At 57.8% G+C, this 15,494-nt stretch carries 12 protein-coding genes; 6 read left to right on the forward strand and 6 right to left on the reverse strand.

The features are described from left to right. Positions 1-7: 7 nt before the first annotated feature. The 3 genes from RYB09_RS23560 to RYB09_RS23570 are packed head-to-tail and all read left to right on the forward strand — an operon-like array spanning position 8 to position 2,872. A complete protein-coding gene (locus RYB09_RS23560) occupies positions 8-919 on the forward strand; it encodes an ABC transporter permease subunit (RefSeq protein WP_002555194.1) in 912 nt (303 codons plus the stop codon). Between the two features lie 10 nt (positions 920-929). Then, a complete protein-coding gene (locus RYB09_RS23565; protein ID WP_058400638.1) occupies positions 930-1,898 on the forward strand; it encodes an ABC transporter ATP-binding protein in 969 nt (322 codons plus the stop codon). Then, entirely contained in the window at positions 1,898-2,872 is a 975-nt protein-coding gene (locus RYB09_RS23570) for a peptide ABC transporter ATP-binding protein (RefSeq protein WP_002555196.1), read from the forward strand. Before RYB09_RS23565 ends, RYB09_RS23570 begins: the two co-directional genes overlap by 1 nt. Before the next feature lie 172 nt (positions 2,873-3,044). Here RYB09_RS23570 and RYB09_RS23575 read toward each other — a convergent pair whose 3' ends face one another. Further along, complete coding sequence (locus RYB09_RS23575; RefSeq protein WP_316890491.1) at positions 3,045-5,567, reverse strand: sulfite reductase flavoprotein subunit alpha; 2,523 nt, start codon at positions 5,565-5,567, stop codon at positions 3,045-3,047. A gap of 343 nt (positions 5,568-5,910) precedes the next feature. On the opposite strand from RYB09_RS23575, the gene RYB09_RS23580 reads away from it, so the two are divergent. Then, a complete protein-coding gene (locus tag RYB09_RS23580; protein ID WP_122281874.1) occupies positions 5,911-7,155 on the forward strand; it encodes an alpha-xenorhabdolysin family binary toxin subunit A in 1,245 nt (414 codons plus the stop codon). A gap of 7 nt (positions 7,156-7,162) precedes the next feature. Continuing rightward, positions 7,163-8,155 (forward strand): alpha-xenorhabdolysin family binary toxin subunit B, encoded by a 993-nt coding sequence (locus RYB09_RS23585; RefSeq protein ID WP_316890493.1) that lies wholly within the window; start codon positions 7,163-7,165, stop codon positions 8,153-8,155. 224 nt (positions 8,156-8,379) lie between these two features. Here RYB09_RS23585 and RYB09_RS23590 read toward each other — a convergent pair whose 3' ends face one another. The 5 genes from RYB09_RS23590 to RYB09_RS23610 all read right to left on the reverse strand — a co-directional run bounded on the left by RYB09_RS23590 (position 8,380) and on the right by RYB09_RS23610 (position 13,555). Further along, complete coding sequence (locus RYB09_RS23590) at positions 8,380-9,543, reverse strand: type III PLP-dependent enzyme (protein WP_005745335.1); 1,164 nt, start codon at positions 9,541-9,543, stop codon at positions 8,380-8,382. A gap of 560 nt (positions 9,544-10,103) precedes the next feature. Next, a complete protein-coding gene (locus RYB09_RS23595) occupies positions 10,104-11,270 on the reverse strand; it encodes a betaine/proline/choline family ABC transporter ATP-binding protein (protein WP_122259403.1) in 1,167 nt (388 codons plus the stop codon). Then, positions 11,267-11,920, reverse strand: coding sequence for an ABC transporter permease (locus RYB09_RS23600; protein ID WP_005745339.1), 654 nt, complete (start codon positions 11,918-11,920; stop codon positions 11,267-11,269). The genes RYB09_RS23595 and RYB09_RS23600 overlap by 4 nt, the downstream gene beginning before the upstream one ends. A 13-nt stretch (positions 11,921-11,933) precedes the next feature. Then, positions 11,934-12,827 carry a glycine betaine ABC transporter substrate-binding protein gene (locus RYB09_RS23605; protein ID WP_005745340.1) on the reverse strand — a complete coding sequence of 298 codons (894 nt, stop codon included), beginning with the start codon at positions 12,825-12,827 and terminating at the stop codon, positions 11,934-11,936. A 14-nt stretch (positions 12,828-12,841) separates the two neighbouring features. Beyond that, positions 12,842-13,555, reverse strand: coding sequence for an ABC transporter permease (locus tag RYB09_RS23610; RefSeq protein ID WP_002555212.1), 714 nt, complete (start codon positions 13,553-13,555; stop codon positions 12,842-12,844). 344 nt (positions 13,556-13,899) lie between these two features. Here RYB09_RS23610 and RYB09_RS23615 point away from each other — a divergent pair, with 344 nt between their 5' ends. Further along, positions 13,900-15,483 (forward strand): peptide chain release factor 3, encoded by a 1,584-nt coding sequence (locus RYB09_RS23615; protein WP_230016825.1) that lies wholly within the window; start codon positions 13,900-13,902, stop codon positions 15,481-15,483. Positions 15,484-15,494 lie beyond the last annotated feature (11 nt).

Consider the following 15,494-nt stretch of genomic DNA (forward strand, 5'->3'; position numbering starts at 1 on the left):
CATCGATATGAGCACCCCTACTCCTGCGGTAGCAGTCGATCAAAGCCTGCTTTACCCATCCCCGTACAAAGAATTCTGGCAAGCGTTCTCGAAGAACAAAGGCGCGGTTGCCGGCCTGCTGTTCATGATCCTGATCGTGTTCTGCGCCCTTTTCGCCCCGTGGGTTGCACCCCATGATCCGAGCGAGCAATACCGTGACTTCCTGCTGACACCTCCGGTGTGGCTTGAAGGCGGTCAATGGCAATTCATCCTCGGCACCGACGAACTGGGCCGCGATCTGCTGTCGCGCCTGATCCAGGGTTCGCGCCTGTCGCTGCTGATCGGTCTGGCATCGGTGGTCATGTCGTTGATCCCCGGCATCCTGCTGGGCTTGCTGGCGGGCTTCTTCCCTCGCGTCCTAGGCCCTTCGGTGATGCGCCTGATGGACATCATGCTGGCCCTGCCATCGCTGCTGCTGGCTGTAGCCATCGTGGCGATTCTCGGCCCTGGCCTGATCAACACCGTGATCGCCATCGCCATCGTGTCGCTGCCGTCCTACGTACGTCTGACCCGCGCTGCGGTAATGGGCGAGCTGAACCGTGACTACGTGACGGCTGCGCGTCTGGCAGGTGCCACCCTGCCACGCCTGATGTTCATCACCGTGCTGCCCAACTGCATGGCGCCGCTGATCGTTCAGGCAACGCTGAGTTTTTCCTCGGCCATTCTCGACGCCGCAGCGCTGGGCTTCCTGGGCCTTGGCGTACAACCGCCGACGCCTGAGTGGGGCACCATGCTCGCCTCGGCGCGCGACTACATCGAACGTGCCTGGTGGGTCGTCAGCCTGCCCGGTCTGACCATTTTGCTCAGCGTGCTGGCAATCAACCTGATGGGCGACGGTCTGCGCGATGCGCTGGACCCGAAACTCAAGAACGCCGCCTGAGGAGATTCGCATGTCACTTCTTGAAATCAAGAATCTCAACGTCCGCTTCGGCGACGCCAAGGCCGTACCTGTTGTGGACGGCCTGTCCCTGAGCGTCGACAAAGGCGAAGTACTGGCCATCGTTGGCGAATCGGGGTCCGGTAAATCCGTGACCATGATGGCGCTGATGGGGCTGATCGATTCGCCCGGCATCATCACTGCCGACGCGCTCAACTTCGACGGCAAGGACCTGCTCAAGCTGAACGCGCGGCAGCGTCGTCGCATCATCGGCAAAGACCTGGCGATGGTTTTCCAGGACCCGATGACCGCGCTGAACCCTAGTTACACCGTGGGCTTCCAGATCGAGGAAGTGCTGCGCCAGCACCTGAACATGTCAGGCAAGGCGGCACGCCAGCGCGCGCTGGAACTGCTGGAAAAGGTCGAAATCCCTGGCGCGGCTGCGCGCCTGAATGCTTACCCGCATCAACTGTCGGGCGGCATGAGCCAGCGTGTGGCAATTGCCATGGCCATTGCCGGCGAACCGAAACTGCTGATCGCCGACGAACCGACCACCGCGCTGGACGTGACCATTCAGGCGCAGATCATGGAGCTGTTGCTGAGCCTGCAAAAAGAGCAGGACATGGCGCTGGTGCTGATCACTCACGACCTGGCGGTAGTGGCTGAAACCGCCCAGCGCGTCTGTGTGATGTATGCCGGTCAGGCCGTCGAAGTCGGTCAGGTGCCTGGTCTGTTCGAGGTCCCTGCCCACCCGTACAGCGAAGCCTTGCTGGCCGCTATTCCCGAGCACAGCATGGGCGCCGAACGCCTCGCCACGCTGCCGGGCATGGTTCCGGGTCGCTATGACCGGCCACAGGGTTGCCTGCTGTCACCGCGCTGCCCGTACGTGCGCGACAACTGCCGGACCGAACGTCCTGGCCTGGACCCCAAGGCCCATAGTCTGGCGCGCTGCTTCTATCCCTTGAATCAGGAGGTGGCGTAATGAGCGTCGTACTTACCGCCCGCGACCTTACCCGTCACTACGAAGTCTCCCGAGGCCTGTTCAAAGGCACAGCGCTGGTGCGCGCGCTAAACGGTGTGTCCTTCGAACTGGAAGCCGGCAAGACCCTGGCTGTGGTCGGCGAGTCCGGCTGTGGCAAGTCGACGCTGGCCCGCGCGCTGACACTGATTGAAGAGCCTTCATCGGGTTCGCTGAAAATCGCTGGCCAGGAAGTGGCCGGTGCCAGCAAGTCCGAGCGCAAGCAGTTGCGCAAAGACGTGCAGATGGTATTTCAGAGCCCTTACGCGTCGCTCAACCCACGTCAGAAAGTCGGTGACCAGCTCGGCGAGCCGCTGTTGATCAACACCAAACTGTCGGCGGCAGAACGTCGGGAAAAAGTGCAGGCGATGATGGCTCAGGTCGGTTTGCGCCCCGAGCACTATCAGCGCTACCCGCACATGTTTTCCGGCGGTCAGCGTCAGCGTATCGCGCTGGCGCGGGCCATGATGCTGCAGCCCAAAGTGCTGGTCGCGGACGAACCGACTTCGGCGCTGGACGTGTCGATTCAGGCCCAGGTGCTGAACCTTTTCATGGATTTGCAGCAGGAATTCAACACCGCCTACGTGTTCATCTCCCACAACCTGTCGGTGGTGCGTCATGTCGCCGATACGGTATTGGTGATGTACCTGGGCCGGCCTGCGGAAATGGGTCCCAAGGAAGAGATCTACAACCGTCCGCTGCACCCTTACACTCAGGCACTGTTGTCAGCGACCCCGACCATCCACCCGGACCCGCTCAAACCGAAGATCAAGATCGTCGGCGAGCTGCCCAACCCGCTCAACCCGCCAAGCGGCTGCGCCTTCCACAAGCGCTGCCCTTACGCGACGGAACGTTGCGCAACAGACGTACCGGAGCTGCGTCTGGTGGATAACCGTCAGGTGGCCTGCCACTATGCCGAGCAATTTGTAGCGGCTTAAGCTAGAAGCTAGAAGACTATCGTGCCCACGCTCCAGCGTGGGCACGCAGTTCTGGACGCTCTGCGTCCGGTTTTGAGTGTGCGGTGCGGCGCAGATTTGTGACGCAGAGCGTCACCCAAGGCATTCCCACGCTGGAGCGTGAGGAACGATACCCTCAACTATCGTGCGATGCTTAATACACATCCCGCCGATAACGCCCTTCCTCGATCAATTCGCCGACCGCCTGCTCGCCCAGCACCTCGTTCAACACCTGATCCACGCCCGCCGCCATACCCAGCAAGCTGCCACAGATGTAAATCGCAGCCCCTTCGTCGAGCCATAGACGCAGTTCATCGGCCGCTTCGCGCAAGCGATCCTGCACGTAGATTTTCTCCGCCTGGTCACGTGAGAAGGCCAGATCCAGACGAGTCAGATGACCAGCCTCCAGCCAACCCTCAAGCTCAGCGCCACAATGAAAATCGTGGGCGCGGTTACGCTCGCCGAACAGCAGCCAGTTACGCACTTGGCCTTGGGCAATGCGAGACTTGAGCAGACTGCGCAAACCGGCCAGCCCCGTACCATTGCCCAGCAAGATCAGCGGGACGGAATCGACAGGCAAATGAAAACTGCTATTGCGGCGCAAACGCAGACTGATCGCGCTGTCGAGGTCGGCATGGGTGGTCAGCCAGCCGGAGCTCAGCCCCAGACTGCCGTCAGGATGAACTTCCTGACGCACGATGAGTTGCAGACGCCCGTCTTCCGGAATCGAAGCAATCGAATACTCACGAGCAGATACCGGCACCAGCGCATCGATCAGCGCCTGCGCGTGCAGGCCCACCAGATGCGCACGATTGTGCGGCAGTTGGCGAGTCGCTAACGCCTGCACGAGCGGCTCCTGCAAGCCATCCACAGTTACCGAAGCGCCAGGATCGACACCCAGCCCGGCGAGAAAGGGCTCAATGACCTGCGCCGCATTGCGCGGCATCACCTCGACCAGATCACCCGCCTGCCAGCTCGCTGACGTCGGCGCTGCCAGGTCCAGCAGGTAGACCTTCGAACCACTGCTGCCCGGGTTCAAATGCTCGCGCCGCGCCAGCGTCCAGTTTTCGAAGACCGGTGCCTGCCAGTGCGCTGAAGGCACGGAGCCAGTCAATTGTTCCAGTTGCTGCTGCCAGTGTTGCAGGGCTGCTGGATCGGCGCTGTCCACTTCAACAGGCGGGAACAACGTACGCCCACCATGCTCGGCCAACCAGCCATGCAAACGATGGGCAAAACCGCAGAAATGCGGGTACTGACGGTCACCCAGGGCCAGAACGGCGTAATCGAGCTGCTTCAGTTGCAGCGGACGGCCCAGCAACTTACGCTCGAAACCCCGCGCGCTGTCGGGCGCCTCGCCCTCACCAAAGGTGCTGACGACGAATAGCGCCTTACGGCTCTGAATGAGATCCTCTTCGATCAGATCACCCAAATGCTTAACGCGCACTGACACCCCTGAAGCCTGCAACAGGCCAGCAGTCTGCCAGGCCAACTGCTCGGCAAAACCGCTCTGGCTGGCGAAACCAATCAGCCAGGAAGCAGCATCATCTGCCCCTTCACTCTGAACCTCGCCGCGCGCACTTCTGACAGCGCGCTGCTTGCGACGTCGATCCAGGTACAACAACCAGCCGGTGATAAAGAACACCGGCATCATCAACGATGCTGCCGTCATGATGAGCCGGCCGACGAGACCGAAATAGCTGCCAACATGCAGCGCATAGTTGCTGGCCAGCAGTTGCGCACCGAAACTGCGCTCTGCATAGCGCGAAACCGAGCTGACCTGACCGTTGGCCGGGTCAAGCGTGATGCTGTTCAAGGCCCGTGGATGAGGTGAATCCTTGAGCAGGTAGAACACCGTGGCCGGTTGGCCGCCAGACGCAGGCAGGCGCAAGTTATAAGCGCGCAGCTCAGGCCCGGCAGTTTTCTGCACACTGTCCCAGATAGCCGCGTAATCAACCAGCAACGGCGCGGATTTGCTGGCCGGAGCCGCAAGGGCTTTGCGCTGCACCGGCAGCGAATCTCCCAGCAGCCTGTTCAGACCATTGCTCACCCAGTCATAAGACCAGCTCAGACCCGTGATCGCGAACAGCAGGTAGAACAACAGGCACCAGGTACCAAAGACCGAATGCAGGTCCCAGTTGAAACTGCGGCCCTTTTTGGCCCAATCCATCGTCAGCCAGACACGCCAGTTCAGTGCGTTGCGAGGCCAGCGCAGGTAGAGTCCGGACAGGCAGAAGAACACCAGAACCAGTGTGCAGGCCGCAGTGATCTGTTTACCCACCTCACCTGCTGCCAGATAACGATGCAGTTGCAGGACAAAGTCGAAAAAGCCCTCACCTACAGCATCGCCTTTCAGCTCGCCGGTATAGGGATCGAAATTGCGTTTGGGACCGCGCCGTTCGCCCGGCTCCGGTGTGAAATACACCTGAGCGGCACGATTGCCCAGCGTATCGACACGCAGAATAGCGACGGTCAGCCCGGTCGCTGCCTCCAGCCTGTGAACAAGCTCAATCGGTGGCAAGGTAGCCGTACGCTCCTGCACGAGCAGAACGTCTGGGTTCAGAACATCAAGAATTTCGTCTTCGAACGAATACAGCGCGCCGGTAATCCCCATGAGGGTCAGCACCAGACCTGCCGTGATCCCGAAGAACCAGTGCAGTTGGAACAAGACTTTCTTCAACGCCGACGCTCTCCCCTCTACAGGCTGCGGCGCGCAGTATGCTCCAACCGCGACACATTCTCATCTTTAAATTGAGGCAGCGCGGGTTTTCCTGTTCATTCGCGCTGCTGAGGGGAACAAAACCTATTTATTAAAAGCGTTGAATTTATACATGTACCATCTCTATTAAAAATGACCGTCGCCCACGGCAGACTGACTGTAAAGAGTTATTTATCTTACATCTTTAATCCATGTTTATGCTTTGACGCCCTCGCCCTTAAACCCCTAATCTTTTTCAACACGAGAACATCAACTTATTGAGGAGATCAACATCTGTTCTCCCGGTGAAAATAAGGACATCCCCATGAACCCAATGTTTTATGACGTCATGCAGGCAGAACCGTTATCCGCAGACCCCAAGGCGGATGAGGCGATAAAAACGGCCGAACTGTTCGGTACGATGTCGTCTGCCAATGATAAGCACGTCACCCGCGCACCCGGTTTGATTCTGACCAAAGAACAGATTATCAACCTCAAGAAATATGAATTGGCGGGGCTCGCCCTGCCCATTGAACTGGAGGACATCATTGTTTATCTCGGCTATTCAAAAGGCGCCGGTGCAGGGCTTGAACCTGAAGACTTCCTGAAAAGTTTCAACCTTATCCACCGGCATGCGCGTCGCTGGAGTCCGCTGCGCACCGACCTTCTGGGCATAGGCAGCAAACTGAAGGTCTTTGCAGGCAAGATGCTGGTGTACGGCCAAAGCATGGAGGAGATCAACGGCGACGTCAGGGCCGGAAAAATCGTTGACCATCATCAGATCAAGACACTGGAGGATGTAAAACGCTTGAGTGTTGAACTGGGCAAGGACTTTCCGGGCATCGAACTGGATGAAAACGATAAGGAGATCACCCAAGAAATCGGCTCTCACCTCACCGATATACTGGACCTGATTACAGCCAATCTGGCCGATGCGCAAACCATCAAGAAGGAACTGGATCAGTTTGGCCTGGACCTGTCGCTGCATGTCAGGCCCGAGATACAGCGCAAAATGGTTGCCATCGACAACAGTTCACTGCCGGCCGACGTGGCGAAGCTGATCCTGGATATCGAACAGCGCGCAAAGGACATCGATGAAAAGAACAAAGAGTACAAAACGGTGGTACAACAATCGTTGAATTCGGTCAGTAGTTTGAACATTGTGGGCTTGGCATTGGGCATTTATTTCGGCGTAGAAGCCGAAAATGTCAGGGGCGCACGCAATGAATTAATAGCGCAACAAACCGCTGACATAGACACCTTGCAAGACAAGAACACTATTCTGGGCTCATTGAGCAGGGTAAAGTTTAACTTGCAGAACCTAGCAACGATTGTGGTCGATGCCGACGTGGCCACTAAAAACCTGATTACCGTATGGAACAAGCTGTTTTTGTTTATTGAAGCGTCTGCGGTATCGGCGTCCGAGATAAACGACGCTTTGTCTTTACGGCAATTTATGAATCACTTCAGACAAGTCGTTCACCCCTGGAAGACCATCGAAGTCGACTCGGACGCCTTGCTTAATGTGTTTAAGGAAGCCGATGAAGAATATAAACGGATTTATGGATAACTCGACAATGAAAAATACGTTCACGCCCAATGACACAGCTTTCGCTGGTCAAGTACCCGACCGCGATATCATGACTCGCAGTCTTCACCTCATGCGTAACAGTCTGGTAACGGCAGACCTTCTGTTTGCCAAGACCCAGTACCTGCCCAACCTTTATGAAAAGCTCACACGCCTGAACATCCTGGCCGTCACTGAACAACAGCACCTCGGAGAACACACTGAACGGCTGATCATCGATATCGAGTCGAAGACCGCCCTGCTGATGCAGTACGCTCAACCCTCCGCCACTCCCATCGATGCCGAAGAGCTGGAAGATATCGACGTTCAGTGTCAGCGCCTTGTGAACAATGCCGCTGGCACAGCCCAGCAACTGGCCAGTGCTCTGAGTGAAATGACACAAGGTATTGATCGACAGCAGACCGCTGAGTTTGCACAGAGTCTGCAAGGTGACATGGCAAAAGCAGGCACCAGACTCGACGCATTACACACCGGCCTGGAGAAGTTGAAAGAAGAGCGTCAAGTGCTGAGCACCGCTATTGACGCCCTGGAAAGCAAGGGTGCGGCGAGTATTGCCAAGGACACGTTGATCACTGCGGAGAAGGTGCTGGGCCTGGGAATGCAGCCCCCTGAACTCGCCGTGATCATGCTGGCGCTCGAGCAAATGAAGGCGACCCTGGAAAAGGGTGAAGCGGGAATCAACCTCATCATGATGATCAAACGCCGTGATGGTTTTCGCGAGCGCATCAATGCCCTGTCCCAGCAACTGGCAAGCATGGACAAGGAAAAAATATCGCTCGCACAGCGCATTGAGCTGATTGAATGCTTCAACGCTTTTGACGAGCAGCGTGCCGCTTATGTCGAGCAATACCAGAAAATCAAAAACACTCTGGACAGCTTTCTGGTCGTCAACACCAAGGGCGCATCCGATGACAGGCAACGCAGCATGCGCCTGATCGAATCCGGCCAACAGTTGATCGGCTACTTGAACCGCATTCGCTGACGCCACCGAAGGCCACGTTGCAAGGGTAATGGCCTGTACGTCCTTGCAACCTGCGTTTATGCACCTGCCGTTAAACGGCAGCCAAACAGCTATCAATTCAACGTGCGGGAAATCCAGCGCCTTTCAAAAGCGTTCGACACTGGGCAGGATCTGGCTGTCTGAACCCTGGATGAAACGCAAAAAAAACCCGCGATCACTCGCGGGTTTTCATATCAGGACAGCGTTTACAGATAGAACGATTTCAATGGCGGGAAGCCGTTGAATTCCACTGCGCTGTAGCTGGTGGTGTAGGCACCGGTCGACAACCAGTACATGCGGTCACCGATGGCCAGGTTGAGCGGCAGGCCGTACTTGTAGTTCTCGTACATGATGTCGGCGCTGTCGCAGGTCGGACCGGCAATGACCACTTCTTCCATTTCGCCTTTCTTCTCGGTCCAGATCGGAAACTTGATGGCTTCGTCCATGGTTTCGATCAGACCGGAGAACTTGCCCACGTCGGTGTATACCCAACGCTCGACCGCAGTACGCGACTTGCGCGCGACCAGCACGACTTCGCTGACCAGAATACCGGCGTTGGAGATCAGCGAACGGCCTGGCTCGAGAATGATTTCCGGCAGGTCATCGCCAAAGTCTTCCTTCAGGAAGCGGATGATCTCTTCAGCGTAGGTTTCCAGGCTGTTGGTGCGGGTGATGTAGTTGGCCGGGAAGCCGCCGCCCATGTTGATCAGCTTGAGAACGATGCCGTCTTCTTCTTTCAGACGCTCGAAGATCACTTTGACCTTGGCGATGGCAGCATCCCAGACGCTGATGTCGCGCTGCTGCGAGCCGACGTGGAACGAGATGCCGTAAGGCACCAGACCCAGATCACGGGCAAGAATCAGCAGGTCCATGGCCATGTCGGTCTGGCAGCCGAACTTGCGCGACAGCGGCCAGTCGGCGGTGGTCGAGCCTTCGGTCAGAATACGCACGTAGACTTTCGCACCCGGCGCAGCCTTGGCAATGTTGCGCAGGTCCGCTTCCGAGTCGGTTGCGAACAGACGCACGCCCTTCTCGTAGAAATAGCGAATGTCCTTGGATTTCTTGATGGTGTTGCCGTAGCTGATGCGCTCCGGACCAACGCCACAGCTCATGACCTTGTCCAGCTCGTAGATCGACGCGATGTCGAAACTGGAACCCTTGTCCTTGAGCAGATTGATGACTTCGACGGCCGGGTTGGCTTTGACAGCGTAATAGACCTTGGCAAACTCGAAGCCCGCACGCAGGTCGTCGTAGGCTTTGCTGATGATGGCGGTATCAATGACCACGAACGGAGTTTCTTGCTTGTCAGCGAACGTCTTCATTTTCTTGAAGGTTTCGGCTGAATAGTAGTCTTCGACATTGATCGACATGCTGCTGGAACTCCTGATGGCAAGCGGTATTGGTAAATGGGTGCAAATGAACGCCCTCCGTATCCCCACTTTGGTTCGCCTACTTCCCAAGGCATGTCGCCGAAAGCAAAAAGGCCCTGAAGGGCTGCCTTCCTGGCCTTGCTGTCTCGTCGTCAGTACTTGAGCCGGATGGATCGTTTCCAGCATGGACGTTCGGCGCGAACTTTAGGACCTGAGGGGCCGGATATCAACAAAAAATGTCGCGTTTTTGCACAGAGTGCTTGAGTTGCCTTCCCAAGGACCTGTTTAACCGACCTGCATGACAGGCAGATGTTCCCCGCAGGGTAATAAGCGACTGAAAGGCGCTGGGCGATCCGACAGTTTTCAAACGCGAAGATCAGCCGTGAGCTTCGACAGGAGAATGGCTGACGACCGGTGATCGAATAGCTGTGGCTACTAGCCGTCTGGAAAACGGCCTGCACGGAACGATAAAGAGAGGGCTTGCGGATATTCGCGGTAAAACGGTGTGGAAAACACGATCAGCCCGACACCTTTGCGGCACCGGGCTGATCTTTCCAGACTTATGCCTGTGCTTCGGCTGCAACGTCCGCAGGCGAAACAATACTGGTCTTCATCCCACGCGAACGACCCGAGCTCAGGTAAGCCGCAATGGACTCCTGCGTCACTTCACCCAGGAACACGTTCTCGGCGTCCAGTACCGGCAGCCAGGCGCGGTTGAACTCGTACATGCGCGACAGCAGGATGCGCAAGTGCTCGTCGTAAGCGGCGGTTGCGTTGAACTCACGCAGGAACTGCGCGCACGTGCCCTGCTGGCGATGCAGGTCACGGCGACGTACGTAGCCCATTGCCTTGTTCTCGCTGTCGGTGACAACGATGTAGCGACGGTCATTTTCGTCCATCACGTCCAGTGCATCGGCCACCGGGGTTTCCGGGCTGACCGACGGTGCGTTGTCGGCGGCGTCTTCGGCTTTGACCAGCAGCAGGCGCTTGAGCGTGCTGTCCTGGCCGACGAAGCTGCTGACGAAGTCGTCAGCCGGATGTGCGAGCAAGGTGTCCGGGTGATCGATCTGCAGCAGTTTGCCGCCACGGAAGATAGCAATCTTGTCGCCCAGCTTGATGGCTTCATCAATGTCGTGGCTGACCATGATCACGGTCTTGTTCAGCGCGCGCTGCATCTCGAAGAACTCGTTCTGGATCATCTCACGGTTGATCGGGTCGACCGCACCGAACGGTTCGTCCATCAACAGCAGGGGTGCGTCTGCAGCCAGTGCACGGATCACGCCGATACGCTGTTGCTGACCACCGGACAATTCACGCGGGTAGCGATGCAGGTACTGCTTGGGCTCCAGCTTGATCATGCTCATCAGTTCACGGGCACGGTCATGGCAACGCTGCTTGTCCCAGCCGAGCAGCTTGGGCACCACCACGATGTTTTCTTCGATGGTCATGTTCGGGAACAGACCGATCTGCTGAATCACGTAGCCGATGTTGCGACGCAGGGTCACTTCGTCCAGATCAGTGGTGTCTTCGCCATTGATCAGCACTTTGCCGGAGGTCGGCATGATCAGGCGGTTGATCATTTTAAGCGTGGTGCTCTTGCCGCAGCCCGAGGGGCCGAGGAAGACGCAGATTTCGCCTTCGTTGACCGTGAGGCTGACCGAATCGACAGCCTTCACTTCTTTGCCGTTGCTCTGGAAAGTCTTGGAGAGGTTCTGGAGTTCGATCATTTCAGTAATCCTTTTGGAGTCAGCGTGCGTTGCAGCCATTGCAGGAGAAGGTCGGCGATGATGGCCAGAATGCTGACCAGTACCGCGCCGACGATCAGCATCGACATATCGCTGCGGCTGATAGAAGCAAGAATGAGTACACCCAGACCACCGGCACCGATGGTCGCGGCAATGGTCATGACACCGATATTCATCACCACCGCGGTGCGCACACCGGCGAGGATCACAGGCACGGCGATGGGCAGCTCGACCATGCGCAGACGCTGGCCGAAGGTCATGCCGATGCCTTTGGCCGCCTCGCGGATACCCGGCTCTACGCCAGTCAGCGCCAGGTAGGTGTTACGCATGATCGGCAGCAGCGAATAGAGAAACACTGCGGTAATAGCCGGCATCGGGCCGAGGCCCTGGCCGAATTTGGAGTAGAACGGCAGCAACAGGCCGAACAGGGCAATCGACGGCACGGTCAGCAATACCGTGGCGCTGGCCTGCAACGGGCCCGCCAGTGCTGGAAAACGCGTCATCAGCACGCCCAGTGGCACGCCGACGAGAATCGCCAGGGTCACGGCAATGCCCACCAGCGTAATGTGCTGCCAGGTCAGTTGCAGAACCTGTGCCCAGTCCAGATGGGAGAAGGCGCTCAAGAAACTCATATCGTCTCCTTCCTTAATTCAATGGGTGCTGGCGCAGAAAGTCTGCAGCAACCGTGGAGGGGCTTTCATGGCCGACGTCGACGCGCGCGTTGAGGTCGATCATGGTCTGGTTGTCCAGCAAGTCAGCCAGTGGCTTGAGCAGCGTGGCGATGTCCGGATGCTTGTCCAGATATTCCTGACGGATCACCGGCGCAGCGGTGTAGTCCGGGAAATAATGCTTGTCGTCTTCCAGCACTTTCAGTTTGAACGCATTGAGACGTCCGTCGGTGGTGTACACCAGACCGGCGAAAACCTGACCGTTGCGCAGCGCGGTGTAGACCAGCCCGGCGTCCATCTGCCGGGTGTTTTCACGACCGAGATTCATGTCGTAGTGCTTGACCATACCGATCAGGCCGTCGGAACGGTTGGCAAACTCGGTGTCCAGCGCTACGACATGACCCTCTTTGGCTTCGTCCTTGAGCACTTTGGTCAGGTCGGTCATGGTGTTGACCTGCGGGTACTTGTCAGCCACTTTCTGCGGCAGTGCCAACGCGTAGGTGTTGTTGAATTTCGACGGCGAAAGCCATACCAGGCCTTTCTTGGCATCGACTTCCTTCACTCGCGCGTAAGTCTGTGCGCTGTCGAGTTTTTCATCGATGTGGTTGTAGGCAACCAGCGACACACCGGTGTATTCCCAGAGCAGATCCAACTGACCGCTTTCCTGTGCGCTACGCGCCAGGTTGCTGCCAAGACCGCCGGTAATCTGTACATCGTAGTTCTTGGTTCGCAGGTATTGCGCAGTCAGCTCGGCAAGCATGGTCTGCTCGGTGAACACCCGTGCGCCGACCCGTAAAAGCGGTTTATCCGCCGCTTGGGCAAATGCCGGAAACAGCAAGGCCAAACCTAAAAACAAACATATTCTTTTCATGATAATTCCTTCGCTCAGCGAGCCAGACCGCGTTCCAGCCAGAGACGACTGGCCAGTATCACCAGCCCGTCAAGCAGCAGCGCCAGCAGAGCGGTACACGCCGCACCCAGCACCAGTTGCGGCTGGTTGTTCAAGGCGATGCCGGGGAAAATCAGGCTGCCCAGGCTATTGGCACCGATGAGAAACGCCAGCGGCGCGGTCCCGACATTGATCGCCAGCGCGACACGCACACCACCGATGATGATCGGCACGGCGTTAGGCAACTCGACACGCCACAGCACCTGACGCGGGGTCATGCCGATGCCGACCGCAGCTTCCTTGAGTGAACCCTGAACGTTTTTCAGGCCTTCATAGGTGTTACGCACGATGGGCAATAAAGAGGCGAGAAACAGCGCGAAGATCGCAGGCCCGCTGCCGATCCCGAGTATCCCGAGGGCAATGGCCAGAACGGCGAGAGGAGGAACGGTGTTGCCAATGTTGAATATCTGCATGAAACGTTCGGCGCGGCCAACCATGCTCGGTCGGCTGAGGGCGATGCCTGCGGGGATACCGACCACCAGGGCCGCCAACATTGAAACCAGAACCAGAATCAGGTGAGCCTGAAGGTAGAACAGCAGGTCATCCTGGTATTGCTTGATAGTACTGATGCCGATCCAGTGGATCAGCAGGGCCAGGAGTGCGATCACAACCGCACCTCCCAATAGCCCCTTGCCATAGCGATTAGCCACAGGCGGACTCCTTATTTCAGTCGGCGAACGCGTTGACCAGGGCGTCCGCAAAGGACACCGGCAATAACGTTCGCGAAGAGCAGCGGGTGGGTCGCCGGTAAGGGTTTAACCTCGGCGAAAACACAAGCCATAAGCGCAGCTTCGTCAAGCCAACATGCTGATGAATCAGCCCCTTGCGTTGGCTTCGTTGCGAGCCTTGACGGGGGAGTGGACGTCTCCACGACGTGAAAGGTTCCCACACGAGACATTATCTGGCCATCGTTTATTGTCTGAACGGTTCGGTTATTGCCGCGAGTTGAGCTATAATCTGCGCCCTTTTTCAATCCCATCCCAGGCGATTTCCCATGACCCAACAGGCCGCCGAAGTCGCGAAACGCCGCACTTTCGCCATTATTTCCCACCCGGATGCGGGTAAAACCACCATCACGGAAAAACTCCTGCTGATGGGCAAGGCCATTTCCGTCGCCGGTACGGTCAAGTCGCGTAAATCCGACCGTCACGCCACCTCCGACTGGATGGAAATGGAGAAACAGCGTGGTATCTCCATTACTACGTCCGTGATGCAGTTTCCGTATCGCGAGCACATGATCAACCTGCTCGACACCCCAGGCCACGAAGACTTCTCCGAAGACACCTACCGCACCCTGACGGCAGTCGACTCCGCGCTGATGGTCCTCGACGGCGGCAAGGGCGTCGAGCCACGCACCATCGCGCTGATGGATGTCTGCCGTCTGCGCGACACGCCTATCGTCAGCTTCATCAACAAGCTCGACCGCGATATCCGCGACCCGATCGAGCTGCTTGATGAAATCGAAGCCGTGCTCAAGATCAAGGCGGCACCGATCACCTGGCCGATTGGTTGCTACCGGGACTTCAAGGGTGTCTATCACCTGGCCGACGACTACATCATTGTCTACACCGCAGGTCACGGCCACGAGCGTACCGAAACCAAAATCATCGAGAAGCTCGATTCGGACGAAGCCCGCGCCCATCTGGGTGACGAGTACGACCGCTTTGTCGAGCAACTGGAACTGGTGCAGGGTGCCTGCCACGAGTTCAACCAGCAGGAATTCATCGACGGCCAATTGACCCCGGTGTTTTTCGGTACCGCGCTGGGCAACTTCGGCGTCGACCATGTACTCGATGCCGTGGTGAACTGGGCGCCGAAGCCTCTGGCACGCGTGGCCAACGAGCGCACCGTCGAGCCGGCCGAAGAGAAATTCAGCGGTTTCGTGTTCAAGATCCAGGCAAACATGGACCCCAAGCACCGCGACCGTATCGCATTCATGCGTATCTGTTCTGGCCGTTACGACAAGGGCATGAAAATGCGCCATGTGCGTCTGGGCAAGGACGTGCGGATCGGCGACGCGCTGACGTTCTTCTCGTCGGAGCGCGAGCAACTGGAAGAAGCCTATGCCGGTGACATCATCGGTTTGCACAACCACGGCACCATCCAGATCGGCGACACCTTCACCGAAGGCGAAGCACTGGGCTTCACCGGTATTCCGCACTTCGCACCGGAGTTGTTCCGCCGCGTGCGCCTGAAGGACCCGCTCAAGTCCAAGCAATTGCGTCAGGGTCTGCAACAGCTGGCCGAAGAAGGCGCCACGCAGGTGTTCTTCCCGCAGCGCAGCAACGACATCATCCTCGGCGCCGTCGGTGTGCTGCAGTTCGATGTGGTCGCCAGCCGTCTGAAGGAAGAATACAAGGTCGAATGCGCCTACGAGCCGATCACCGTGTGGTCTGCCCGCTGGATCGACTGCGACGACAAGAAGAAGCTCGAAGAGTTTGAGAACAAGGCGGTGGAAAACCTGGCAATGGACGGCGGCGGTCACCTGACCTACCTCGCCCCTACCCGCGTGAACCTGGCGCTGATGGAAGAACGCTGGCCCGACGTGAAATTCCGCGCTACCCGCGAGCATCACTGACAGGCCGACGG

The sequence above is a fragment of the Pseudomonas syringae group sp. J254-4 genome (assembly GCF_032586855.1).
In the GTDB taxonomy this organism is placed as follows: domain Bacteria; phylum Pseudomonadota; class Gammaproteobacteria; order Pseudomonadales; family Pseudomonadaceae; genus Aquipseudomonas; species Aquipseudomonas amygdali.

Bases quoted from the DNA above. Each gene is read 5' to 3' on its own strand.
- RYB09_RS23615 (WP_230016825.1), top strand. From the start codon at position 13,900: ATGACCCAACAGGCCGCCGAAGTCGCGAAACGCCGCACTTTCGCCATT.
- RYB09_RS23570 (WP_002555196.1), top strand. From the start codon at position 1,898: ATGAGCGTCGTACTTACCGCCCGCGACCTTACCCGTCACTACGAAGTC.
- RYB09_RS23605 (WP_005745340.1), bottom strand. From the start codon at position 12,827: ATGAAAAGAATATGTTTGTTTTTAGGTTTGGCCTTGCTGTTTCCGGCA.
- RYB09_RS23560 (WP_002555194.1), top strand. From the start codon at position 8: ATGAGCACCCCTACTCCTGCGGTAGCAGTCGATCAAAGCCTGCTTTAC.
- RYB09_RS23585 (WP_316890493.1), top strand. From the start codon at position 7,163: ATGAAAAATACGTTCACGCCCAATGACACAGCTTTCGCTGGTCAAGTA.
- RYB09_RS23565 (WP_058400638.1), top strand. From the start codon at position 930: ATGTCACTTCTTGAAATCAAGAATCTCAACGTCCGCTTCGGCGACGCC.
- RYB09_RS23590 (WP_005745335.1), bottom strand. From the start codon at position 9,543: ATGTCGATCAATGTCGAAGACTACTATTCAGCCGAAACCTTCAAGAAA.
- RYB09_RS23595 (WP_122259403.1), bottom strand. From the start codon at position 11,270: ATGATCGAACTCCAGAACCTCTCCAAGACTTTCCAGAGCAACGGCAAA.
- RYB09_RS23580 (WP_122281874.1), top strand. From the start codon at position 5,911: ATGAACCCAATGTTTTATGACGTCATGCAGGCAGAACCGTTATCCGCA.
- RYB09_RS23600 (WP_005745339.1), bottom strand. From the start codon at position 11,920: ATGAGTTTCTTGAGCGCCTTCTCCCATCTGGACTGGGCACAGGTTCTG.